The sequence below is a fragment of the Campylobacter concisus genome, from assembly GCF_003049735.1.
Taxonomy (GTDB): domain Bacteria; phylum Campylobacterota; class Campylobacteria; order Campylobacterales; family Campylobacteraceae; genus Campylobacter_A; species Campylobacter_A concisus_AN.
In genome coordinates, this window is record NZ_PIRM01000002.1 from 1 (window position 1) to 23,274 (window position 23,274).

21 protein-coding genes and 1 other RNA gene are annotated in these 23,274 nt (G+C 37.6%); 5 read left to right on the forward strand and 17 right to left on the reverse strand.

The features are described 5' to 3' along the window. Window positions 1-342 precede the first annotated feature (342 nt). The gene (locus CVS97_RS04340) at window positions 343-1,362 is read left to right on the forward strand and encodes a bifunctional 3,4-dihydroxy-2-butanone 4-phosphate synthase/GTP cyclohydrolase II (protein ID WP_087586386.1); all 1,020 of its coding nucleotides are present in this window, start codon (window positions 343-345) and stop codon (window positions 1,360-1,362) included. A 48-nt stretch (window positions 1,363-1,410) separates the two neighbouring features. Here the strand turns inward: CVS97_RS04340 and panB are convergent, their stop codons facing one another. Beyond that, the gene (panB, locus tag CVS97_RS04345; RefSeq protein ID WP_107785209.1) at window positions 1,411-2,220 is read right to left on the reverse strand and encodes a 3-methyl-2-oxobutanoate hydroxymethyltransferase; all 810 of its coding nucleotides are present in this window, start codon (window positions 2,218-2,220) and stop codon (window positions 1,411-1,413) included. Between the two features lie 86 nt (window positions 2,221-2,306). Between panB and CVS97_RS04350 the strand changes: the two genes are divergently transcribed. After that, window positions 2,307-2,711, forward strand: a complete 405-nt coding sequence (locus CVS97_RS04350; RefSeq protein ID WP_103618948.1) for a phosphorelay protein — start codon at window positions 2,307-2,309, stop codon at window positions 2,709-2,711. Window positions 2,712-2,736: 25 nt separating this feature from the next. Further along, window positions 2,737-3,095: a transfer-messenger RNA gene (ssrA, locus tag CVS97_RS04355) on the forward strand. A 43-nt stretch (window positions 3,096-3,138) separates the two neighbouring features. Here the strand turns inward: ssrA and CVS97_RS04360 are convergent. The 16 genes from CVS97_RS04360 to galU all read right to left on the reverse strand — a co-directional run bounded on the left by CVS97_RS04360 (window position 3,139) and on the right by galU (window position 21,629). After that, window positions 3,139-4,026, reverse strand: a complete 888-nt coding sequence (locus CVS97_RS04360) for a cache domain-containing protein (RefSeq protein WP_084109392.1) — start codon at window positions 4,024-4,026, stop codon at window positions 3,139-3,141. Then, window positions 4,023-4,391, reverse strand: coding sequence for an HIT family protein (locus CVS97_RS04365; RefSeq protein ID WP_103600176.1), 369 nt, complete (start codon window positions 4,389-4,391; stop codon window positions 4,023-4,025). The genes CVS97_RS04360 and CVS97_RS04365 overlap by 4 nt, the downstream gene beginning before the upstream one ends. Before the next feature lie 14 nt (window positions 4,392-4,405). Continuing rightward, entirely contained in the window at window positions 4,406-5,446 is a 1,041-nt protein-coding gene (locus CVS97_RS04370; RefSeq protein ID WP_103576258.1) for an AI-2E family transporter, read from the reverse strand. Between the two features lie 216 nt (window positions 5,447-5,662). Then, window positions 5,663-6,742: a cytochrome C gene (locus tag CVS97_RS04375; protein WP_107785210.1), complete on the reverse strand. Its 1,080-nt coding sequence runs from the start codon at window positions 6,740-6,742 to the stop codon at window positions 5,663-5,665. 23 nt (window positions 6,743-6,765) lie between these two features. Next, the gene (gene ruvB / locus CVS97_RS04380; protein WP_072595167.1) at window positions 6,766-7,776 is read right to left on the reverse strand and encodes a Holliday junction branch migration DNA helicase RuvB; all 1,011 of its coding nucleotides are present in this window, start codon (window positions 7,774-7,776) and stop codon (window positions 6,766-6,768) included. Window positions 7,777-7,825: 49 nt separating this feature from the next. Further along, window positions 7,826-8,932: a sensor histidine kinase gene (locus CVS97_RS04385; RefSeq protein ID WP_107785211.1), complete on the reverse strand. Its 1,107-nt coding sequence runs from the start codon at window positions 8,930-8,932 to the stop codon at window positions 7,826-7,828. Further along, window positions 8,916-9,584 carry a response regulator transcription factor gene (locus tag CVS97_RS04390; protein WP_054196949.1) on the reverse strand — a complete coding sequence of 223 codons (669 nt, stop codon included), beginning with the start codon at window positions 9,582-9,584 and terminating at the stop codon, window positions 8,916-8,918. The genes CVS97_RS04385 and CVS97_RS04390 overlap by 17 nt, the downstream gene beginning before the upstream one ends. A 90-nt stretch (window positions 9,585-9,674) precedes the next feature. Further along, window positions 9,675-10,610 carry an NrfD/PsrC family molybdoenzyme membrane anchor subunit gene (gene nrfD, locus CVS97_RS04395; protein ID WP_107785212.1) on the reverse strand — a complete coding sequence of 312 codons (936 nt, stop codon included), beginning with the start codon at window positions 10,608-10,610 and terminating at the stop codon, window positions 9,675-9,677. Beyond that, on the reverse strand, window positions 10,603-11,166 hold the full coding sequence (locus CVS97_RS04400; RefSeq protein ID WP_087577645.1) for a 4Fe-4S dicluster domain-containing protein: 564 nt from the start codon (window positions 11,164-11,166) through the stop codon (window positions 10,603-10,605). Before CVS97_RS04400 ends, nrfD begins: the two co-directional genes overlap by 8 nt. Before the next feature lie 9 nt (window positions 11,167-11,175). Continuing rightward, complete coding sequence (gene phsA / locus CVS97_RS04405) at window positions 11,176-13,449, reverse strand: thiosulfate reductase PhsA (protein WP_107785213.1); 2,274 nt, start codon at window positions 13,447-13,449, stop codon at window positions 11,176-11,178. A gap of 293 nt (window positions 13,450-13,742) precedes the next feature. Next, a complete protein-coding gene (locus tag CVS97_RS04410; protein ID WP_087577643.1) occupies window positions 13,743-15,230 on the reverse strand; it encodes an anaerobic C4-dicarboxylate transporter in 1,488 nt (495 codons plus the stop codon). 91 nt (window positions 15,231-15,321) lie between these two features. Continuing rightward, window positions 15,322-16,722, reverse strand: a complete 1,401-nt coding sequence (locus tag CVS97_RS04415; RefSeq protein WP_107785214.1) for an aspartate ammonia-lyase — start codon at window positions 16,720-16,722, stop codon at window positions 15,322-15,324. Window positions 16,723-17,383: 661 nt separating this feature from the next. Continuing rightward, window positions 17,384-18,973 (reverse strand): ribosomal protection-like ABC-F family protein, encoded by a 1,590-nt coding sequence (abc-f, locus tag CVS97_RS04420; protein WP_087586336.1) that lies wholly within the window; start codon window positions 18,971-18,973, stop codon window positions 17,384-17,386. Window positions 18,974-19,042: 69 nt separating this feature from the next. Beyond that, window positions 19,043-19,588, reverse strand: a complete 546-nt coding sequence (locus CVS97_RS04425; RefSeq protein WP_107785215.1) for a DUF1287 domain-containing protein — start codon at window positions 19,586-19,588, stop codon at window positions 19,043-19,045. Window positions 19,589-19,590: 2 nt separating this feature from the next. After that, window positions 19,591-20,811: a glucose-6-phosphate isomerase gene (locus CVS97_RS04430; RefSeq protein ID WP_107785216.1), complete on the reverse strand. Its 1,221-nt coding sequence runs from the start codon at window positions 20,809-20,811 to the stop codon at window positions 19,591-19,593. After that, window positions 20,808-21,629, reverse strand: a complete 822-nt coding sequence (gene galU, locus CVS97_RS04435; RefSeq protein ID WP_009294249.1) for a UTP--glucose-1-phosphate uridylyltransferase GalU — start codon at window positions 21,627-21,629, stop codon at window positions 20,808-20,810. The genes CVS97_RS04430 and galU overlap by 4 nt, the downstream gene beginning before the upstream one ends. A gap of 126 nt (window positions 21,630-21,755) precedes the next feature. Here galU and CVS97_RS04440 point away from each other — a divergent pair, with 126 nt between their 5' ends. Next, window positions 21,756-22,397, forward strand: coding sequence for an IMPACT family protein (locus tag CVS97_RS04440; RefSeq protein ID WP_107785217.1), 642 nt, complete (start codon window positions 21,756-21,758; stop codon window positions 22,395-22,397). Between the two features lie 40 nt (window positions 22,398-22,437). Next, entirely contained in the window at window positions 22,438-23,253 is an 816-nt protein-coding gene (gene lgt, locus CVS97_RS04445; RefSeq protein WP_107785218.1) for a prolipoprotein diacylglyceryl transferase, read from the forward strand. Window positions 23,254-23,274 lie beyond the last annotated feature (21 nt).

Consider the following 23,274-nt stretch of genomic DNA (forward strand, 5'->3'; position numbering starts at 1 on the left):
GCGGTAGTTCAGTTGGTTAGAATGCCGCCCTGTCACGGCGGAGGTCGCGGGTTCGAGCCCCGTCCGCTGCGCCATCTTTTATTCTTTAACTTCCATTTTTTCCCAGTTATTGCTATTCTTAAAAAATACTGTATTTTATTAAAAAATTTATGTTTTAAAATTTTACACATAAAATAAATTAAAAAATAAAATCTAATTTTTCGCTACTAAATCGCATATACTTAAAAATAAATCTTTTCTAAAATTTCTAAATAATTGATACAAGACAAATCAAAATTAATATTTTTATCTCTAAGTTATCAAAAAATCAATATAATCGTAAAAATTTAATAAGGGAAATTTATGGCATTTGAAAATGTATTAAAAGCGATCGAAGATATAAAAAATGGCAAAATGGTAATTATGGTCGATGACGAGGACCGTGAGAATGAAGGAGACTTGGTCTTTTCAGCGGCAAGTAGCGATATGCAAAAGGTAAATTTTGCGATCACTCATGCAAAAGGTGTGCTTTGTCTTGCGATGGATGAAGCAAACGCAAAAAGACTTGATTTGCCACTAATGGTTTCTAAAAATACATCCAGTCACGAAACCGCATTTACTGTTACAATTGATGCAAAGGAGGCAACGACAGGCGTAAGTGCTTATGAGCGTGATATGACGATTAGACTTGCTGCTAGTACTGATTCGGTGCCTGAAAATTTTGTAAGGCCTGGGCATATATTTCCGCTTATTGCAAAAAAAGGTGGTGTCCTCGTTCGTACAGGTCACACTGAAGGATCAGTTGATCTTTGCAAACTTGCTGGCGTTAGTCCAATGGCAGCGATTTGTGAGATTGTAAAAGAAGATGGTACAATGGCAAGACGTGATTATTTGGAGGAATTCTGTAAAAAATTTAACCTAAATATGATAAGCGTTTCTGAATTAGTAGAATACAGACTTAGTCACGAAAGCTTAATAGAAGTTTCGCCTGCAAAGAGTGTAAAAATCTGTGGTTTTGAAGCAAAAAGATATGACATAAAAGATCATGAAAATAAAAATCACGCTGCCTATGTTTTCGGAGAGATAAAAGCGCAAACTAATGTAAAATTTCAAAAAATAAGCAAAGACCATGAGCTTTTAAGCGGAGATAAATTTGATAATTTATTAAAGGCATTGGATTTTTTAAGTAAAAATGGCGGAGTGTTGCTATTTTTAGACAGCAATAAAAGCGATACAAGCTCACAAAAAGATTATGGCATTGGGGCACAAATTTTAAAGTATTTTGGCATAAGCGAAATTGAGCTTTTAAGCTCAAATAAAAATAAAGAATTTGTAAGCTTAGCAGGTTTTGGTCTTGATATAAAAGGCTATAAAGAAATTTAAAATAGATAGCCTTTTGACGCTTTTTATTTAACGCGGATATTAATCATCCTAATAGCAAAATTCTTCACTTGGAAAAATTTTGCCTTTTACATCATTTGCGTAGGATTGCACACTCTTTCTTACAATATCCGCTCCATCAAGATAGCGTTTTACAAATTTTGGTTTAAAGTCTTCAAAAAAACCAAGCATATCAGACCACACAAGCACTTGTCCATCGACATTTACTCCAGACCCAATGCCAATAACTGGTATATGAACTTGCTTTGTTATCTCGCTAGCCACGCTACTCATCGTACCCTCAAGCAAGATACCAAATGTTCCAGCTTGCTCAAACGCTAAAGCCTCTTCAATTAATTCTTTCGCCTCGATCTCGCTTCTGCCTTTTATCTTATAACCGCCTTCAAATTTATAAAACTGAGGCTTTAAGCCAATGTGAGCCATAACGTTTATGCCCTCTTCACAAAGGCGCTTCACTAAATTTACTTGGTGCATGCCAACTTCGAGTTTTACCGCATCGGCATTTGTCTGTTTGAAAAATTTCATCGCATTTTTTATCGCTTGCTTTTCATTTGTGTAGCTACCAAATGGCATATCAGCCATGATAAAAGTATTTTTGGCTCCGTTACAAACGGCCTTTGTATGATAAAGCATGGTATTCATGTCCGCACTTATCGTGCTTTCTTGCATATTAAAACTCATATTTAAGCTATCACCAACCAAAATAATATCAGCATAATCATCAAAAAGCTTAGCAAATAACGCATCATAGGCTGTTATCATTACAATAGGCTCAATGCCTTTTTTGTTTTTTATATCATTTATGCTTAGTTTTTTCTTCTGAGTTTTTTCATTTTTCATTGCAAGCTCCAAGGATTTTTAGCTAAAAGGCTAACAATTTTATCAAATTTTTGCTACAATTACGCCAATTTCTTAAGGACATAAAAATGGGTATATTAAAAAGGCTTGAAATAGATTACTCTTATGATATAGTTGAAGAATTTTTATCTCACTATGCTTTAATGTGCGATTTACTAGAGCCTTTGATAATAAATTTAGGAAGAGCTGATAAATATAAAGATAGTATCTTAGAGCTTACTAGGATTTTTCATAATATTAAATCAGCAGCAGGATTCATGCATCTTGATCCGATATTAAAGCTTACAACTTTAGCTGAAGAGATAGCTCAAGAAGCAAGAAGTCTAAAAGGGCCAGCAAATGATAAATTTATAGATTGGTTGCTGCTTGTTAGTGATCAGTTCAATAAATATAAAGATGACGTCGAGAACGATTTTGAATATTTTAGCGTTCTTGAGCCAAAAATCATTGATGTGCCTGCAAAACTTAACTAAATAATTCACTAACCATTTTATTTTTGGGAGCGACTTGGCTTCGACAGGAGCAGAGTGTGTACGGTGGCACGTCGCTTTGAGCAAAGCGTAAAAAGCTCAAATTAAATTTAAACGCAAACAACGTTAATTTCGCTCCTGCTTACGCTAAAGCTGCGTAAGTTCAGTTGAGCCTTGCTTAGTCTAATTCTAGCTAGGACAAAAGCAAGTAATTTAGCTAGAGTAGGCTCGCAAAGTGACTGCTTGCTAGCTGAAATTTTAGTCTTAGTCTAAATTTTGGTTTTGGAAAGTGAGCCTTTTTAGATGAAATTTTCACTTTTACTAAGCGTGTAGAGGCTGTATGCATTTTGTTTTTGGACAGGGGTTCGATCCCCCTCGCTTCCACCATTTCTATCTAAAATACAAATAAATTTTTATTAAATAGCTTAAATTAAAAAAGCTCTTCTGACTCAAAATAATTTTGTGAAATATTTCGCTCTTTTTCATTAGTATTTACATGAAGCACATAATAGCCTATCTGTGTGTTGCTAGCGTCTATTAATGGAACCACGCAAAAGTAGTGTGTTTTATAAACGTAAAATTCATATTCTTTAAAATTAATATCACGCAAAAAACCTACTATATTTAAATTTGCACTGCTTAAATTTTCGATGTAATAATCATTTAAAATTTGATCACTCGGAATGCTTTTACGAGATGGCATCTTATCTTTTGCCAAAAGAACAAATAGATCAATTCCTTGCTTTTTAAAATAATTTCCAAGTGAGTCAAAATTTAACAAAACCTCGATGTTGCCAATAATTTTACCATCACGTATTACGTTTGAGACAGCCCTTATATGCGTTCCAGCATACCACGCCTCGATACCGACCATGGGCTTGTTTTGATGCCTTGACTCTTGCACTAAAAACCTACTACTAGCGATCATATCGCCATATCTGTTTAGATCCCAGCTCCTTACATAGCTTTTTAGATCTTTATCATAAATGTGAAGCTTAATATTGTTATACATCGAAGCTGCACCAAGGGTTTTGGTTAAATTTTCGATATTTTTTATGCATTCATCGCGGCTTTGACCTAGCAAACACATTTGTATAGACTCATTTTGAGCAAGCAGGATAGAGATCGCCATTGATGAAAATTTCTCATCATCTATGCTTTTATTAAGCTGTTTTACCTGGTAATCAAAAAAGACTCGCATATTATTTTGCATCTTTTCAGCCATATAAGAGCTGTAAAGAAAGTAAAAAAGCCCTCCAAGTACTATGATAAAGATAAAAACGATATAGACATTAAGATATTTTTTATATTTATTCAAAAACTAGCCCTTAACTTTTCTTCTAAAAATTTTGCAAATTTATCAAATTCTGGCAACGCAAGCTCGCTTTTTCTTTTTGGATTAGCCCAAACGCTATCTGGAAAAAACGAGTCACTACTAAATCTAGCAATAACATGAATATGCACGTGTGGCACGTAGTTTCCAAAGCTTGCAATGTTTATTTTGGTTGGTTTATAAAACTCAAGCATAGCCTTTTCGCTTATAAGCATCGCTTCAAATAGCCTTGCCCTACTCGCTTCATCGCAATCGCTTAGCTCACGAAATGGCTTAATGGTAAAAATTTTTATCCAAGGAAGCTCATTGTCTTCACGCTCGATTTTTATAAATTTATCTTCATAGATCATATTTATTCCTATTTTTATACAAAATTTCTCTCTCTTAAAAGCGTATAAAGTTTGATAGTCGAGATAAAAAATGTCACGATCGCTGGTCCAAGGATCACACCCCAAAACCCAAATGTCGTGATGCCGGCGAGCATCGCAAAAAATATAAGAAGTTCATTTATCTTTGTTGGTATTTTGACCAGCTTTGAGTTTATAAATTTAATAACAAGTGGCTTTAAAAGCGTATCAGCTGCAAATGAGATCACTACGATCGTATAAATTGCGATAGTTATCGCTGCTGCTGTGTTGCCATTTGCAAACTCATAAATACTAATAGGCGCCCACGCCAAAATACCGCCAACAACTGGGATTAGTGAAGCAAAGCTAAAAAAGATGCCAGTTAGCACGCCGTCATAGCCGTAAAAGCTTGTGATAATAGCAAATAAAAAGCCTTGTATTATCATATTTGCAATGGTTGAATAAAAAACGACACTCATCACATTGCCAACTTCGCTTAAAATAGACTCTGTGTCATCTTGCTTTAGCGGAAGTGCATATTTTAGATAGCTGATTAGTTCATTGCCATAAAGATTGCAAAAGAAGAAAAAGACCAAAATAATAATCATATCAACGCCAAATTTAAGGCTTAACTTACCTAGACTTGCAAGATTTGTCGCAAGTTGAGAAAAAAGCATCTTAATATCAAGTCCGCCAATAAATTCTTTTATCTTTGGCTCTAAAAAATTTATCGACTCAGGCATCCTAAAATCATAATTTTTGATAAATTCTATAGTCTTTGTAACATTGTTTATATCAAAGCCAGCCGCGTATTTTGCGATCTCAACCACCGCATAAAGAAGTGGGGCGATAAATAAGCAAAGAAGCACAGATGTGGTAAGAGCCGATGAAAGCGTCTTTCGGTTTTTGGTAAGCGATAAAAATGCGATTTGGACATTTGAAACCGCGACAGCAAGCAGTGCAGCGATAAAAATATCAAGCAGATAAGGTTTAAAAAGATAGACCACTAAAGCCAAAGCACAAAATACAAAAATTCCAAAAAATAGTCTATTGTTCATCTTGCTCCCTTAAAATGGGGTAATTATAGCAAATTTATTAAAGCTGCTCATTTGCTTCCCAAATTTGCTCAATCTCTTTGCCATCAAGCTTGTAAAGCTAGCAATTGTGGCTAGGCTTTGGGTATTTTTAGCATGCTACTGGCGCTTAGTAAATTTAGATAAATTTATAGTTTTACGCAAAATTTCTAGCTCAAAAGCTCCTACAAATTTAGCCTTTTACGTGCACTGAAAATTTGCCCCAACGATCTCGCATTCATCACATATTTGAACATATATAGTTCCCTCGCCATCTACTAGACTTCCAAGAGGAATTTGTGCTAGATATTTCATGCTTTTGCTGCATTTTGGACATTTTAAATACTCAGCATCTTGCTCCCACTGCGGATATCCTCCAAGCAAAATTTCACTATCTATCATATACGAGTAGTGAGCGCAAACCTCGCTGGCTAGCTCGAAATTTTGCCCATCAAGCGTTGCCACAGCGTCTCTTAAATAGTCCTCACTCTCACCCTCGCCTACTATCTTTGTTTGCACGCTATTGCCGTCATTTTGGCAAAAGTACTGCACAAGGCCAACGCATGTTGGGCAAAATTTAAGCACAGCATTGTTTTTAAGCTCTAAGCCAAGTCGTTTTAAGCTCTCTTTTTTAATGATAAATTCCAGCATCTCACCGCTACAAAATTTACATTTTTCATCGCTTAGTGCTTTAAATTTAACGCTTGCATCTGCGTTTTGGCTTGGCTCACATGTAAAACACCTATCAAAAACTAGGCTTTTTCTCTTGCCACTCTCGTCAAAGCTCCAGCCAGCAACCTTGGCGTATGCGTCAGTACCAACGTGAAGCTTTGCTTTCCAAGGCTTTGGCGCCTTATAAAGTTTAAAAAATAGCTCCCTCACCACCTCATCGCCCTGCCATGCAAGTGCACAAAGGATGTGATTGATTTTTACCGTATTTTCAGCGCCACTTAGACTACTTATGAGCTCATCTCTCACGTCACTTGGAGCGTTTTTGTAAATTTCAAATGGATAGTATTCGCCCTGCTTGGTCACTTCTCTTATTATCTGCTCATCACAAATGCCGTATAGGTAGAAAATATAGACAAGATCGCTGTAAATTTCATCATATTTGCCTATCTCGTCTGTGTGAGCTAGGACATTTTTTAGCTTTTGTTTAATCTCAGCCTCGCTTAAGCCTTGATAAAACTCCAGTTTCTCTTTTTGTCTGCAATCATAGCAGATCCCATCAAAGTAAATCGTCCTTTGCTCGCACTTAGGACAAAGATGTGGCTCGCTCATTTTTGCTCCAAATTTAAATTTTGCTACTCAAAAAGCCCTTTTTCGATATCGATCTTGATGTTAAATGTCTCAAAGCACTTCGCACTTGCGATCCTGCCCTTTGCGGTGCGCTCGATAAAGCCATTTGCAAGTAGATATGGCTCGATGACGTCCTCAACCGTGCCCTCGTCCTCACTAAGTGCCGCAGCGATCGTACTAAGACCCATAGGACGGCGTCTTGCTTGCATCAAAATTTCTAAATACCTAATATCCATCTCATCAAATCCAAGCGAATTTACACCAAGTGCATTAAGTCCCTCTTTTGCACGCTCGTGACTGATGATTTGCTCGTCATTTACCTCGGCAAAATCGCGAATTCGCTTTAATAGTCTAAGAGCGATCCTAGGCGTGGCACGTGAGCGTTTGGCGATCTCAAGCGAGGCATTTTTGTCACACTCTTTGCCAAGCTTAGCTGAGGCGATCTGCACGATACGACTTAGCTCACTGCTTGTGTAAAACTGTAGCCTAAAATCCATTCCAAAGCGGTCTCTTAAAGGCGCTGAGATCATGCCAGCACGTGTCGTTGCACCAATGAGCGTAAATTTTGGCAAGTCTATCTTGATAGTCTGGGCAGCTGGGCCAGAGCCTATGATAATGTCTAGCCTAAAGTCCTCCATCGCAGGGTAAAGCACCTCCTCGATAGCTGGGCTTAGACGGTGGATCTCATCGATAAAAAGCACGTCGCCCTCTTGTAAATTTGTAAGGATCGCCGCCAGGTCGCCACTCTTTTCTATCATTGGCGCTGCAGTCATTTTTATACTTACGCCCATTTCGTTTGCTATGATGTGAGCAAGGGTTGTTTTACCAAGTCCTGGAGGGCCGTAAAATAGCACGTGATCTAGGCACTCGTTTCGCTTTTTGGCTGCTTTTATAAAGACATCTAAATTTTGCTTGATCTTTTCTTGGCCGATGTAGTCTTCAAATTTTGTCGGTCTAAGCGAGACTTCAAAGTCATTTTCAAAGCTTACTTTTTCGATTTCAACGATTCTATCCAAAGTTTTTCCTTCTAAATTTAAGGCTTCATTTTACGCTTTTATGCTTAATTTAAGCTCGTTTAAATTTATAATAAAAGGTGCTACCCTCGCCGTAGACGCTATCAACGCCGTATGTAATGCCATGTTTTTGGCAAATTTCGCTGACGATATTTAGCCCAAGACCAAAGCCGCCTTGGATTTCATCCTCTCTGACGTATCTTTTCCAGACTTTTTTGACGTCCTTTATCCCCTTGCCAAAGTCCTGCACGCTAAGATTTATGCGGTCTGCTTCAAGCTCTAAATTTACTATTATCTCGCTCTCTTTTGGGCTGTATTTTATGGCGTTTGTGATGGTGTTATCGATGATACGTTGAGCTTCAACTCTGCTTAGCATAGTAAATGCATCGCTTGCCAAATTTGTCTTTACCACGATATGCTTAACATCAGCCACGCTTGAGAGAAATTTCACTCTCTCTATTATGTATTCGCCTAAATTTAGCCGCTCAAGTAGGAATTTTATGTAGCCTCGCTTTATAAAATACTCGACATCTTCGTAGGTTATTTGCATCTGTTTTAGGGCGTTTTTGATGCGGGTTATATACTTGTTTTCAAGTCCAAGCATCTCAAGGTTCATGCCAGCCACACCAAGTGGGGTCTTTAGCTCGTGCATGGCGTCGTTAAAGAAGTTGTTCATATATTTTTGAAACTCTTTATAAGGCTTAACGCTGCTTAGATATAAAAAATAGACGATAAAAAGCACCGCCACAAGGATGACAATGAGCATAAGTGCCGCTAGAAATATGCTTTTTTCATTATCAAGCTCTTTTTCAACGACAATGTAATAAGGCGTTTTATCCTTTATAAAAAAACTTTTATAAAACAAGCAGCCATTTTCTTCAAGTGTTACAAATTTAAAGTTGCTTGGCTGCTTGGCGAGATTTGAAATAATAGGATTAAAATTTACATCATAGATTGCAAATTTATAATTTAAAGAAGGAGTTATATTTTCATTTTTTAAAAACGAATTTTTGATAATAGTTTCATGCTTCATCGCACCAAAAAGAGCTTTTGAAGTACTATTTTTTTGGCTTAAATTTAAGATCACAAAGCTTTGAAAACAAAAAAGCGACATTATCACAAATGTCGCTATGATCTGGATCTTAAAGCTCTTGTGCATCTATCTTGTAGCCTATACGCCTCTTTGAAGTGATAAAGTCACTAGTTGTTTTGTTTCTTATCTTTAAAACGTGCATTCTAATATCAGCGCCTTCTATCTCTTTATCATTCCAGACAAGATCTCTTAGCTCTTCCATGCTGACGTAAGAATTTAGATGTGAAACTAGACACTCAACAAGTGCGACTTCTTTTGCACTAAGATCGACCATTTTGCCGTTTTTAAATAGCGCACGCTTGTTTAGATTAAAGCTAAACTCGTCATTGATCTTTACTATGTTTTTATCGTCAGTTCCATAGTATTTTCTCATAAGCTCAGCTACTCTAAATTTAAGCTCAGCAAGCTCAAATGGCTTTTTTAGGTATTCGTTACAGCCAAGCTCGTAGCCAATAGCCATATCGCCTATATCAACTAAAGATGTTGTTATCATGATAGGAGCGTTTGGATTTAAGCTCCTTATGTACTTGATAACTTCATGTCCATTTACGCCAGGGACTTTTATATCAAGTATAAAAAGATGATAGAAATTTTTCTCTATCAGATCACACGCTTCTTGGCCATCGCTCACCGCTGTAACTTCATAACCAAGCGTCTGCAAAAACTCACAGACGCTCTCTTGAAAACCTAAATCATCTTCTAAAAGCAAAATTTTCAAATCTCTCTCCTAAAAAATAAGTCTTATTAAGATTCAGCCCTATTGTAATATTTAATAGGTAAATTCAAAATTAAAATTATTTTTTAAGCATTAAATAAAAATTTGCCCCGCATAGACAATGTAACACCTTAGCAAAAAGACACCACATATTACGAATAATGCGTTGATCACGGCAAATTCGCGTTTAAAATCATGCACCTTTAAAACGCTTAAGTCTAAAATGATAGGCAAAGCCATACCAAAACCAATGACGCCAATATAAAACATCAGCCCAAGAGAATTTGCACTAAGTGCGTTTGCTACGCTCTGTGCACCACTTGTGCTTGCACCTTTTACAACCATAAATAGAGCGACTATGAGCAAAAACTCGGCAATAATCGCAAAAAAATCAAATTTTAATAAATAGTGTGCAATATCGTTTTGCCTTTTTGCCTTATCTTTTAACACGCCAACAAGTAACGTAAATGCACCAGCACAGCTCAAGCCTGATACTAAAAATAATACCGGTAAGACTGATGTATTCCAAAGTACGATCTTGTGAGCTGCACTTAGCAAAAAGCCTGTATATGCACCAACGCCAATGCCTAGGATAAAAAGTAAAATTTCAAGTAGGCTTGAAAGCTTACTAGCAAAATTTGCAACCACGTCAAAAAGAGAAATTTTAAGCATTGCGATCTCGTTTTTAAATGCGCCAAGCGCGTATATAACGCTAAGAGGCGTATAGACTAGAAGCAGTGCAACACCTATTGACATGACTGAGTCGAAGTTGTAAAGCAAGAGTATCCAGTAAAAGCTAAGCGGTTTGCCAAGATCAAGCACCAAAAGAGCAAGTCCAAGGATGATCGCTAATGGAGCGATAAGAGCGGCTGCTTTAAAGTAATAATTCTCTTTGCCATATTTTTTTGAAATGAGCACAGCAACGATGCTAGCACCCGCACTAAGTCCTGCTAAAAATAGATAAACGGCTATCGGCCAACCCCAGTAAATTTCAGAGTATTGAGCTAGGCTTCCTGACATGTTATTCATGGTGTGCTCCTTTTGTATTTGCGATCATCGCAAGTGAAGGTTTTGTGTTTAGCTCCGCTTTTGGCAAGTAGTATTTGCTCTCTTTTAATTTCTTTGAAATTTTAGAGTTTTCATCATTTACATCGCCAAAAGTTAGGGCATTTGTAGGGCAGACGCTAACGCAAGCTGGCTCTTTGCCCTCTTCTAGCCTACTCTCATAGCAAAATGTGCATTTGCCTATCTCGCCATCTGGCATGACGTAGCGAGCGTCGTATGGACAGGCCAGGATGCAGTATTTGCAACTAACGCAAATTCTATGATCAAGCAGCGTCACGCCATCGGCTGTTTTAAAGCTAGCGCCAGTTGGGCAAACCTCAACACAAGGTGCATCTTCGCACATAACACAGCTTTGACGCAAAAAGTCAGTCTTTAAATTTGGAAATGTCCCACTCATCTTCGCATGCACCTGTAAGCGGTAAAGTCCCCTTGGTACGTTGTTTGCACTTCTGCAAGCTACCGAGCAGCCTTGACAGCCGATGCATAAATTTTCATCATGTATCATCATATATTTTTTCATTTTCTATCCTTACGCTTTACTTATGCTAACGCCAACATTTGTAACCATAGTCGCAGCTACTGGCCCTTCGGCCGGATTAAGAAGCACACTTGTATTTAGCCCCACGTGATCTATACTCTTAAGAGCTGGAGTGATGTGTCCAAAGCCGTGATAGATAAAGAGTGTATCTTCCCTAATGCCCTCAGTCACCATAAGCTTGCCCTTTTGCTCGCCAAATTTATTTTTCACCACGACCATATCGCCATCTCGTAAATTTTTACGTTTAGCTGTTTTTGGATTTATCCAGATAGGGCTATCACTCATAAGATCATGAAGCGACGGCACCGCCTGAGTGTGGCCATTGGTATGAATAGGCGTTTTGCCACAAGTTAGACAAAGATCATGTCCGTCAAATGTATCCATATCTTTATCGTTTAGCGCGCCGTATCCTTCAAACTGCGCCTCGACATCAGGCAAAAATAGCTCTATCTTGCCGCTTTTTGTTTTAAGCTTAGCCATATCATCCATTAGGCCATTTTCGCCTATAAATTTAGAAGCAACTGGATATTTAGTGACAAATTTATCGATCATGCCTTTTTCTCTAAATAAAATTCCCGGCTCATCCCACGTGATAAAGCCATCTTTTTCCAGCGCAGCAAGTAAATTTACATCTCCACCAGCTTGCTGCATCCTAAACTCACGTATATCGTTCCAAGTGTAAAGCTCATCTATCTTCATGCGGCGTGCTAGCTCTCTAAAGATAAACGCCCCATCTCTTGTGTCGCCAACTGGATCAATAACTTTATTTCTTATCATATAAGCTGGTTTTAGACCTGACTTATCCTCTATGCCCTCATCACGCTCCAGGTAGCTACTCTCAGGCAAGATAACATCAGCAAATGTCGCCATATCGTTTAGATAGACATCGCTTACCACGATAAAATCAAGCTTCTTCATCGCCTCTATGCTCTTCATCGTCTCAGCAACGTTTATTAGGTGATTAAAGCGGATGTTAAACCAGCCTTTTATGGCGTAAGGCTTCTCGTTTAAGATAGCGTCATTTATATCCATCAAAACGCCATGCTTTCTACTTACAAATTTATGCCTACCAGTCTTGCCAGCAAAGTCTAGTCTAGTCACTTTTGGTACTTTAAATTTATCATCTGGATTTTTAAGAACTGGAAATTTATCCTCGCCAACTAGCTTGTTAAAGGTTTTAGCATTTTTACCGCCAAAAAGACCACCTTTAACCTCCCAGTTGCCCATCATCGCATTTGCCACCATGATAGCCTTTGTCCTCATATATTCAGCTCTTGTGGTGGTTGTCTTGTGACCAAAATCAAAAATAACTCTTGGGGCAGCTTTATAAATTTCATCAGCGATTCGCCTAACGTCACTTGCTTTTATGCCAGTGATTGCCTCTTGCCATTCAGGCGTTTTGCCCTCTACGCTTTTAACGATCTCATCAAAGCCAATTGTAAATTTTTCTATAAATTCCTTATCGTAAGTGCCATTTTGTATCCATGTATTTATGATAGCTAGAACAAAAGCTAGATCAGTGCCAGGTCTAACTGGCAGCCACTCATCAGCCTTTGAAGCCACCACGCTAAATCTTGGCTCAAGCACAAGTAGCTTTGTATCTTTTTTAGCTGCAAATTTAGCAAGCTTTTTAGCATCAGCTATGACGATGCCTTCAAAAAGATTGTGACCAAAATTTACAACGTATTTTGCATTTGCAAAGTCTCTTTTTAGCTTAGCTATGCCATACATCTGCTCACAGACCATCTGATATGTGATCGGACAGCACGAAAAGTGTGAAAAGCAGTTTGGCGAGCCATAAGCTGAGGCAAAATTTACCATTAGCTTATGTGTTTGCGAGCTTTTACAGGTAAAGACAAAGCTTTCTGGGCCATACTTTTGCTTGATCTCAAGCATTTTTGAAGCAACTAGATCAAGTGCTTCGTCCCAGCTGGCCTCGCGCCATTTATTTTCGCCTCTCTCACCAACCCTGATCAAAGGCTTTTTGACTCTATGTTCGTCATAAAGCTGACTAAAACCAGAGCCACCTCTTGCACAAAGCGAAGTCGCCGTACCGCCAGCTTTTGGATTACCGCTTAAGAAGCAAATTTTATTATCAACGACCTTTGCTTCGATAGGGCATCTTGAAGAGCACATCTCGCAAAAGCTACGGACGTACTTCTCATCTTGCTTTGCAGCATTTTCTAAAGCACCGCCCGGCAAGGACGATGCAACCATACTAACTCCAGCACCGAATTTTAAAAATTCTCGTCTATTTAAGCTCATCTTTCTCCCTTTAAAAGATATTTGCCTTTAGTTATTCTAGTATTTAAAGTTGAAAATAAAATTAAATCTTACTTAATATTTATATTTAGATTTTTAGTTTTAAAAAATTGGTATTCTAATATCAAAATAAGTAAAATTCTAAAAATTATAAATTTAATTAATATGATTTTTAACGCAATCTTATAAAAATTTTGAATATAAAATTTTGATTAAGAATTTTGAATAGAAATTAAAAATTTTAAAGGGATTTAAAAAGCCGAGAGAGATCTCGGCTTAAGTTTGATTTAAAATACTTATAAAAGTATCGGAGCTATCAAAAATCCAAGTGCGACAGAAAAAGCAATAGCTAAAACGCCTGGAATGAAAAAGGAGTGGTTAAATATATATTTACCTATCCTAGTTGTTCCAGTATCATCCATTTGAACGGCTCCAAGTAGTGTCGGATATGTTGGCAACACAAACAATGCCGAAACTGCAGCAAATGATGCAACTAAAATATATGCGTCACCGTTATTTGCAGCAGTTAAACCAAGTGCGGCTATAACTGTAGGAATAAGTGCCTTTGCGGTAGCAGCTTGAGAATAAAGAAGCATACTAGCAAAAAATAGCGCAACAGCTAGCATAAACGGATAGTCTTTAACAAAATCGCCGGCAAAATTTTTGATCGCATCGGTGTGATTTACCACAAAAGTATCTCCAAGCCACGCTACACCTAGCACGCAGACGCACGCGGTCATACCACTTTTAAATGTAGCTGTATTAAATAACTTATCGACTTTAACGCCACAAGTTAGTGTGATTAAAGTAGCGATAACTAGCATAAAGCTCATAATAGCGTTATCTCTAGTTAATACCAATACCTTTGTAGGCTTATCTGGATCTTCTACATATTTTACATTAGTAGTTGAGTCAGTTTTGATTTTTATATCTTTTGCGACTAGTTCATTAAATTTATCTGGACTTTTGGTCTCATAAATTTTTTCATAGCCTGTTACATAGCTTGGTTTTATCCAGCCTACGTTTTTACTAATAGCAGTAGCATATAAAACGACAGAGATAACGCCAACTAAGAATATTAAAACAGATAGTTTAGCTCCTTTTGGAAGCTCTTTTTTCTCTTCAATTTTAACATCTTTGATTAGCCCTTCTTTAAGTCTTCTTTGATACTCTTTATCGCTACTTAGATCAAGATTATAAAATATATTTATAACAAGAGCTGTTAGCATACAACCAATAAAAGTTGTTGGTATCCAGATAGCTAATAGTAATGGATAGCTAATGCCAAGTCCGCCCAAGGCATGCTCACCAGCCATAAATACAACCGCTGCTGAAACCGGGCTTGCAGTAATAGCTATCTGACTAGCAACAACAGCTATACTAAGAGGCGCGCTAGGCTTAATGTTTTGTGTCTTTGCAACTTCAGTAATAACTGGAATCATAGAAAATGCTGTGTGTCCAGTACCGGCAAATACAGTTAGCAAGTAAGTGACAACTGGAGCTAAGAAATTTATGTATTTTGGATGTTTTCTTAGTATCCCTTCAGCTATTTGCACCAAATAATCAAGGCCACCAGCTACTTGCATCGCTGTAATAGCAGCTATAACGGACATAATGATTAAAATAACATCCCAAGGTATACTACCTGCTTTTAATCCAAGTCCTAAAGTTAAAACTACGACGCCGATGCCACCAGCATAACCAATGGCCATACCGCCTAGTCTAACACCCAAGAATATCGCACCAAAAAGCACGATCAACTGTAATATCAATGAAATATCCATTGAAAACTCCTCCATTAAATTTTATAACTAAAATTTTTACTTAAGCGTGTCAGAATTTTGACACGCTTTTAATAATACTTTGCTTAAATTTTTACCTAACCATGCTTGGATTTAGCATATTTTTTGGCTCTAAAATTTTATCGATCTCTTCTTTGCTTAAATAACCTCTCTCTAGGCAGATATCGCCAACTGCTTTACCAGTTTGCAAAGCTTCTTTAGCGATGCTTGCTGACTTTTCATAGCCAATGTATGGGTTAAATGCTGTTACGATACCAACTGAGCCTAGAACTGATTTTAAGCAAGCTTCTGGATTTGCTGTTAGTTTTCTTACAGCTTTTTCAGCTAGTGTTTTCATCGCGTTTTCAAGGATAAATATAGAGTTAAATAACGCATAAGCGATGCCTGGCTCAAACGCATTTAGCTCAAATTCGCCTCTTTCTGAGCAAAGCATGATAGTTACGTCGTTACCGATTACTTCATAGCACGCTTCGCCTACAACCTCAGCGATAACTGGGTTTACTTTACCTGGCATGATTGAGCTGCCTGGTTGCATTTGTGGTAAATTTATCTCACCAAGGCCACATCTTGGACCTGAGTTCATCAAACGAAGGTCATTTGCGATTTTTGAAAGTCTAACAGCTGCAGTTTTTAACGCACCACTTACGTGAACGAAATCTGCTGTATCTTGTGTAGCTGCAATGAAATCATCAGCTTTTTTGAAATCAACACCAGTGATATCTTTTAACTTTTTAACAACTACATTTTTATAATCAGGGTGGCAGTTAATACCTGTACCAATCGCAGTTGCACCCATATTTAGATATGTCATTGACTCGCGTGCAGCTGTAATCTTTTCGATATCGCTTTTAATGTAGCTTGCAAATGCATTAAATGTATTTCCAAGTGTTGTAGGAACTGCGTCTTCAAGCTCAGTTCTACCCATTTTAATGATATCTTTAAAATCTTTTGCTTTTTTATCAAGTTCATCTTTTAGCAGATTCATCGCAGCAAGCAAATCAGTAAGTTTTGCGTAAGTTGCTACTTTTATTGAGCTTGGGTAAGTGTCGTTTGTGCTTTGTCCAAGGTTTGTATGATCGTTAGGATGGATGTATTGATACTCACCTTTTTTATGACCCATGCTCTCAAGTGCGATATTTGTAATAACCTCGTTTGCATTCATATTTGTACTTGTTCCAGCACCACCTTGAACCATATCAACCACAAATTGATCTAAAAACTCACCAGCTATTACTCTATCAGCGGCTTTTGCTAGAGTATCAGCGATCTTAGAATCTAAAACGCCAACCTCTTTATTTGCAAGTGCAGCTGCTTTTTTGATTTGTGCAAATGCTTTTACAAAGTATGGATACTCTTTTAAAGTTCTACCGCTCATGTGAAAATTTTCGGTAGCTCTAAATGTTTGGATACCATAATAAAAATCGTCAGAGATTTCCAACTCACCTATAAAATCGTGTTCTTTTCTGGTTGCCATAACCATTCTCCTTATAAAAAAATGTATTAATGAAATTATATAGATATTTAGTATTTTAAATATTAATTACTACTTATTTTTTTTAAGCTTTTACTTTTAGTCTAGATAGAACGACCTTTGGAAAAAAATTTATAGTATCTTTTAAGCTATATTTAATAATATAGCTTAGATAAATTATTATTTAAATAATAATATCACTTTTTTATTATATAAAAAGCTCATAATTAGCTCAAATTTATTTAAATTTTTAAGCTTAAAGGTTAAATATATAGAAAAATAACATAAAATAAATATTAAATCACACTTTTTATATCCAAAAATATAAAAAATAAAGTTAAATTTTATTTCTAATATTACTTTAGAAAGTAAAAACTAAGTAAATATCACCATATTGCAAAGTAAATTTATTAAATTTTTAAATAGAGCCCTTAAACTAAGCATCATAAAAATATTATTTAATAAATTTTATTTTACAAATCTTACTAATACTTTAGAAATTTCTTATTAATTTTCTTTCTTATTTATAAAGTCTTTTTATTGGATTTTGATAATTTTTATAAGCCATTTTTAATTTATATAATTAGATTAATATTTGTAAGAATTTGTAGTAAATATAAATTTTAATCTTGCCCCTACAATTAGGAGCAAGAAATAACAAATTTTAGCTCTCAAGCCCTAAGTTTGCTCTATACTCTTCATATGTGCCTTTAAAATCAACCACTTCGCCATTGCCTTTTAGGTGTAAAATTCTATTTGCAAAGGCGTCTATTAGCTCCCTGTCGTGGCTCACACAGATAACTGAGCCATTAAAATTATAAAATGCCTCGCCAAGCGCGATGATAGCTTCAAGATCGAGGTGGTTATTTGGCTCATCCATTACAAGTAAATTTGGTCTGTGAAGCATGAGCTGAGCTAGTCTTACTCGGTGTTTTTCGCCACCACTTAGCGCGCCAACTGCCTTTTCTTGCTCGGCACCGCTAAAGAGCATCCTGCCAAGGCACTTTCTGATCTCGTCTATGTCCTTGTTTTTGGCATCTTGCAAGTATTCATAAAGCTTTAGCTCGCCATCTATCTTATTTACCGTATCTTGCGCAAAATATCCTAGCTCGATGGTCGCGCCTATATGTACCTCGCCCGCATCAGGCTTTAGCTCACCCATTATGATCTTGCAAAGCGTACTTTTACCAACACCGTTATGACCGATGATAGCTAGCTTGTCGCCCTTTTCAAGCTTAAAGTTAAAGTTTTCAAATATCACTTTATCATCAAATTTCTTACTTATATTTTTTAGCTCAATTAGCTCATTGCCTATCTCGCGGTTTGCACGAAAAAGTATGCTAGGATCGCGTCTACTTGATACTGCGATCTCTGCGATATCTAATTTTTCAAGCTGTTTTGCACGAGAGGTCGCCTGCTTTGCCTTGCTCGCATTTGCTGAAAATCTCGCGATAAATTTCTCCAGCTCCTCTTTCTCTTTTAGCTTCTTATCACGCTCCATCTCGTGCTGCTTTGCGATCAAATTTGCAGCCATATACCAGTCGTCATAGTTGCCTGAAAACTCGCGAATTTTCTTAAAATCCACATCCAAAATGTTTGTGCAAACTCTATTTAAAAAGTGCCTGTCGTGGCTGATAACCACAAGTGTACCCTCATGGCGGTTTAGCTCGTTTTCTAACCATGCGATCGCATCTATATCAAGGTTGTTTGTTGGCTCGTCTAAAAACAAGATGTCAGGCTTTGGAAAGAGCACTTGAGCTAGCAAAACCTTAACTTTATCTGAGTTTTCAACCTCGCTCATCAGCTTATCAAATTCATTTAGCCCAAGCGAGCTTAAAATTTTCTCTATCCTAGTCTCATACTCGTAGCTTGGGTCTTCTTCGGCGCTTATCATCTCAAGCTCACTTAAGCGCTCGTTTATCTCATCTGTAAATTCCTCGCTCATATAGAGCTTTTCTTTCTCTTTAACAGCGTCATATAGGCGTTTGTTGCCATAAAGTACCGCATCTTTTAGTGTGAAATTTTCAAACGCAAACTGATCTTGCCCAAGCACGCCAACTTTTAGTCCATTTTCTATGATGATCTCGCCGCTAGTTGGCTCGATAGCTCCGCTTAAAATTTTTAAAAATGTCGATTTACCAGCGCCATTTGCGCCAATTAATCCGTATCTGTTGTGGCGATTTAGCTTTAAATTTACATCCTCAAATAGCAAACTGCTTGCAAATCTTTGAGTAAGTCCCCTAACTTCTAACATTATTTTTCCTTGAATTTATTTTTTATTTTTTTGCGATTTTGCCTAAAATTTTATTAAAAAGCCATTTTGCTACTTTAGTCTAAAATGCCCCGTGATCTTGTAGCTATAAAGTATGTTTTCTTCCTGCACGCCAGAGCCGATATTGTGGATGACAAGCGGTGTTTGGCCTTCAAATTTATCTGAGATCACGCCGATGTGAGGTAGATTTCCTGGCAGCATCCATGTGACGATATCGCCTGGCAGAAATTTATCATCGCTAACCTCAAAACCTTTTCTTTTTAGATAGGTAGCGATGTTTAAAACACGCCTGTGATCGATGTTTTTATCAGCCTTTTTAAGTCCCCACCTTTTAGGATAACTTGCGAAATTTCTACTCATATCTTCAAAAATGAGCCTTTGCAAATCCATATCCTGATGACGTAGCGCCCTTACCACAACGTCTGTGCAAACGCCCTTTTTGATATCCACGTCGCCCATTGGGTAGGCGAGCCGCTCATAACTTGGATCATAACTTAGCGTCACACCGATCTGCGACCTAGTGTCATTTACAAATTTACTCGCCGAAAAGGCAAAAATTTGTGTGGCAAAAAGAGCTAAAAGTAGAAATTTCTTCATTTCTACTTTAAAAGCATAGTTTTTAAGATGCGTTTTCCTATCTCAACACCTGGCTGATCGTAGGTGTTGATGCCTAGCATGATACCAGTGGCCGAGGTTAGTAGCTCGTAGTAAAAAATGAGCCAGCCAGCGTGAAACTCATCAAGCCTCTCAAGCGTGATCGTATCGACACTTATGCCCTCTTGCACCAGCGCCATTGCCGTTGCGTCGCACTGTAAATTTATAAGCTCATTTAGGCTTAGACCCGTCACAAAATCACACTCTTCAAGCCCTTTTAGGCTCAAATTTGGGATAGTCTTGTCGCTTGCGTGATCTTTTATCTTTATAAATGTCACACTCTTATCTTTTACGCCGTCCATGATAAGCTGCAAAAAGCTGTGCTGATCGCGGCTACCGACAAGTCCAACTGGCGTAAGGCCGACCCTTTTATAGCCTCTTTTTTTACCAAGGCTCTCCGCCCAAAGCTGCACGTACCAGTCGTTAAATTCAAAAAATCTATCGCAATAGCTAAAAATGACATTTATACTGGCATTTCTGCTAGTGGCATAGTGGTAAGCTTTAGCGACTATGGAGCTATCTTTTTGCTCGATGTATTGCTTCTTGCAAGCAAGCGCGCCATCCAAAAGTACCTTTATATCGTAGCCACAGATACCAAGAGGCACAAGACCTATCGCACTTAGCACACTAAATCTCCCTCCAACATTTTTTGGGATATTAAAAAATTTAATCCCATTTTCTTTGGCAAAATTTTCTAAATTTGTCCCAGGATCAGTGATGATGAGGAAATTTTTGCCTAAATTTTGAGGCTTAAAGTCATCAAGCAGGCACTTAAAAATGGTAATCGTCTCGATCGTATTGCCTGATTTTGAGCTTATTACAAAAAGCGTCTCATCAAAATTTACACCGTCAAGCGTGCTTTTGTAGCTGCAAGGATCGACGTTATCTAAAAATAAAAGCTCTCTTTTTATCCCTTTTGATCCTTCAAGCATTGATTTTAGCGCCTTTACGCCAAGACTGCTACCGCCAATGCCAACTAGCACGACGTTTTTGATATGAGCAAGGCCCTTTTCATACTCCTCGATCTCGCCAAGTAAATTTTGCCCAAGCACTGGCAGGTGGTAGTAGCCTATCTCGCCGCTTTCGTACTCATCGTTTATGCGTTTGGCGTAGGAGTCGATGACCTCGCTGCTTGCAAAGTTAAATTTAAATGAAGTCTCTATCATTTACTACGCTCGTAAAAGAAATTTGTAGCCTCGACAAAGCCATCGATACTGCCGCAGTCAAACCTCTTGCCCTTAAATTTATAAGCTAGCACCATGCCATCTTTTGCCTGCGTTTTTAATGCGTCTGTGATCTGGATTTCGCCGTTTTTGCCTGGTTTTGTTCGCTCTAAAATGTTAAAAATATCTGGCGTTAAGATGTAGCGTCCGATTATCGCTAAATTTGTCGGAGCCTCGGCAGGATCAGGCTTTTCAACCATATCATCGACCATTATTAGATCGTCTTCTATAAATCTACCACTTACAACGCCATAAGACTTGGTCTGCTCTTTTGGCACCTCCATCACAGCAACGACGCTGCAACGATACTTTTCATAAATTTTAACCATCTGTGAAAGCACGCCCTCGCCGTTTTCATTTATGCATAGATCATCTGCCAAAATAACCCCAAAAGCCTCATCTCTAACTAGCGTTTTACCCGTATAAATAGCGTGTCCAAGCCCTTTCATGGCATTTTGTCTAGTAAATGAAAATGTGCACGAACTCATTAAATTTCTAACTTCACTAAGCAACGACTCTTTTGAGCTACCAGCGATCTCTTTTTCCAGCTCGTAGCTGATATCAAAATAGTCCTCAAGCGCCCTTTTCCCGCGTCCTGTGACAAAGGCCATATTATCCATGCCAGCCTCAAGCGCCTCATCAACGCCGTAATGAATGAGCGGTTTTGTAAGGATCGGCAACATCTCTTTTGGGAGCGATTTTGTAGCTGGCAAAAACCTCGTTCCGTATCCAGCCGCTGGAAATAGGCAAGTTTGTATCATTTTAGTCCTTCATGAAAAATTGCAAAATTCTACTATCTTTTCCTTAATAATATAAATTTCTCTGAATTTACAAGGCTTTAATTAGCAAATTGATAATATTTTTAAAATTTTAAAAAAAGAGCAAATTTGCAGACGATTGTTAGGATTTTTAAAGCCCAGCTTGATATAAAAAAGTCAAATTTTTTAGCATTTTTATGCCCGATAAGCGAATTTAAAAGCTTGCACGAACACCTAAAAGAGGAGCATTTTAAGGCTGTTCACGTAGTTTGGGCGACAAGGGAGCTAAACAAATACGGACAAATCGTTGAAAATCAAAGCGATGATGGCGAGCCAAAGGGCACTAGCGGTCAGCCAAGCCTAAACGCGCTAAGGGGCGCTGATCTTATAAATGTTGGCGTATTGATAGTTCGTTACTTTGGCGGGATAAAGCTTGGCACTGGAGGGCTAGTCAGAGCCTACTCAGGGGCTGTAAATGAAGCGATAAATGAAGCGATAAAAGATGGTGGTGTGATGAAATTTGAGATAAAAGATGAGATCAAATTTTTTACGCCGTTTTCGCTGATGAGCCGCTTTGAGCACTATTTTGCCACTAAAAATTTAAGTGAGTTTGAAAGAGATTTTAATGACCTTGGAGCGATCTGGAGCATAAATTTAAATGAAGCTGAGTTTGCCGAGCTTTTTAAATTTTGCAAAGAATTTGAAGCAAGTGAGTTTAAATTTTTAGCCCTTGCACTTAGTGGCAAGAGCTTATTCGCTCATCAAAGCTAAATCATTGTAAAATCGCAAAAATTTTAAAAAGAAAGTAAAAATGGAAATTTGGAACGACATTTATAACCACTTTGACCCAGTCGCCTTTAGTATCTTTGGCTTTAGCGTGCACTGGTATGGGCTTATGTATATTTTAGCCCTTGTTTTGGCGCTTGCCATGGCAAAGTATCTCGTTAAAAAAGATAAAATCCCAATCTCAAATCAGCTCTTGGATAATTACTTTTTCTGGGTTGAAATAGGCGTTATTTTAGGCGCTAGGCTTGGCTGGGTTTTAGTATATTCAGGCGAAGTAAGCTACTACTTGACGCAACCTTGGCAAATTTTTAATCCATTTCATAACGGCGAGTTTATAGGAATTCGTGGCATGAGTTACCACGGAGCAGTAGTTGGCTTTTTGTTTGCGACATATCTATTTTGCAAAAGGTATAAACAAAATTTATGGCAGCTACTTGATCTTTGTGCCGTTTGCATACCTTTTGGCTATACATTTGGCAGGGTCGGAAATTTCTTAAATCAAGAGCTTTTTGGGCGAGTTACGGATGTGCCTTGGGCGATAAATGTTTTTGGCCAGCCAAGGCATCCTAGTCAACTTTATGAGGCATTCTTAGAAGGTTTAGTTATTTTTGTTATTTTATTTTTATATAGAAAATTTAAGAAATTTAATGGCGAGCTGATCGCGCTTTATGCTATTTTATACACTTTTGCAAGATTTATTTGCGAGTTTTTTAGAGAGCCTGATTCAGGGCTTGGATTTATTATTTTTAATCTTTCAATGGGTCAAATATTATCACTTATCATGTGTGGTTTTGGAATTTTTATTTATGCCATGCTTTATAAAAAATTTTCAAAGCTCTAATATAAGTGTTTAAAAAATATT